This window comes from Nocardiopsis synnemataformans (genome assembly GCF_965343085.1).
GTDB classification, from domain to species: Bacteria; Actinomycetota; Actinomycetes; order Streptosporangiales; family Streptosporangiaceae; genus Nocardiopsis; species Nocardiopsis alborubida.
In genome coordinates, this window is record NZ_CBDRFA010000164.1 from 1 (window position 1) to 1,778 (window position 1,778).

Annotated in this window: 1 protein-coding gene; it reads left to right on the forward strand. The window is 67.3% G+C overall.

Features of this window, described 5'->3' with window-relative positions; genetic code table 11:
- Window positions 1-111: 111 nt before the first annotated feature.
- Entirely contained in the window at window positions 112-1,743 is a 1,632-nt protein-coding gene (locus ACSIH6_RS39250; protein WP_435113948.1) for an IS1634 family transposase, read from the forward strand.
- Window positions 1,744-1,778 lie beyond the last annotated feature (35 nt).

The following is a 1,778-nucleotide window of genomic DNA, read 5'->3' on the forward strand; positions in this document are numbered from 1 at the left end:
CCTGAGTTTGGTCACGGTGTCGTCCTCGCGATGAGCACACCACGCTGACCAGGAACGATGATCCCGAGAAGGTCGGTTCTCACGCACTAATCGGCCGGTAGGCTCAGGGGCGTGGCGTTCATCAGGCGAGTACGAACGGCCTCTGGGGCCACCGCCGTGCAGGTCGCCGAATACGTCGGCGGCCGCAAGCAACGCATCATCGCGCACCTGGGATCGGCCCACACCGAGACCGAGCTCGGGATCCTCCTGCAACAGGCCCGCGAGGTGCTCGAAGACGATCAGCAAGGCGTCCTCGACCTCGGTCTGGAACCCGCACCGCCCAAGACAGCCCTGCTGTCCAAACGCCCCGACCCGCCCCTGTTCGAGAGCGTTCCCGTCCCGGTAACACAGGAGACCACCGAGGCCGCAGGCCCGGGCAGGGTCACGGGCACCAGCTCGCGCTTGCTGTTCGATGCTCTGGTAGGCGTCTACGACTCGCTCGGGTTCGGCTCCCTGGGCGACGAGGTGTTTCGCGACCTGGTGATCGCCCGGGTGGTGGAGCCGACCTCGCTCGCGGACGCTGCGAGGATCCTCCAGGACTTGGGACGACAGCCCGCCTCCTATGCCACGATGCGCCGCACCCTGCGGCGCGCCGCGGACGGCCACTACCGCGACCAGGTCGCCGACCTGTGCTTCGAACACGCCGTGACCAGCTCAGACCTCTCCCTGGTGTTGTACGACGTCACCACCCTCTACTTCGAGGCAGCTAAGGAGGACGACCTGCGCAAGGTCGGCTACTCCAAAGAGAGGCGAGTGGACCCGCAGATCGTGGTCGGCCTGCTGGTCGACCGGGGCGGCTTCCCACTGGAGATCGGCTGCTTCGAGGGCAACAAAGCCGAGAAGCTCACCCTGGTGCCGATCATCGAGCGGTTCCGCTCCCGCCACGACATCCAGGACATGGTCGTCGTCGCGGACGCGGGCATGCTCTCAGCGACCAACCTGGCCCGGCTGGACGAAGCGGGGCTGCGCTTCATCGTGGGCTCGCGCACCACCAAGGCCCCGATCGATCTGGCCTCCCATTTCCGCTGGCACGGAGAGGTCTTCACCGACGGACAGGTGATCGACACGATCACACCCAAGCGGGGCGCCAACACCGACAACGACCCGGCCCACAGGGCCGAGCCCGTCTGGGCCCCCGAGCGGCACACGGGTTCGTGGCGGGCGATCTGGGTGTTCTCGGCCAAGCGGTTCGCCCACGACAACAAGACCCTCAACGCCCAGGAAGCCCGTGCCCGGGATGTTGTTGAGGGGGCGAAGACCGCCCGGGCTCCGAGGTTCGTCAAGGCCACCGCCGGGGCCAAGGCCTTGGATGAGCGGGCTCTGGCCAGGGCCCGCCGTCTGGCGGGGCTGAAGGGGTACGTCACCAACGTGGGCGCCGACCTGATGTCGGCAGGTGAGGTGATCGGCTCCTACCACGACCTGTGGCATGTGGAGCAGTCGTTTCGGATGAGCAAGACCGATCTGGCGGCCCGGCCGATGTTCCACCGCACCAGGGACAGCATCGAGGCGCACCTGACCATTGTGTTCTGTGCGTTGGCGGTGGCCCGCCGGGTCCAGGCGCGGACCGGGCGCAGCATCCGCGCGGTGGTGCGGGGTCTGCGGTCGCTGCGTTCGGCGACCATCAGCATCAACGGCACCGAGCAGACCTTCCCGCCGCAGATTCCCAAGACCCAGCAGGAGATCCTGGACGTGCTGGCTCGGTGACGGCGTCACGCACTAACCGATTGACCAAACTCAGG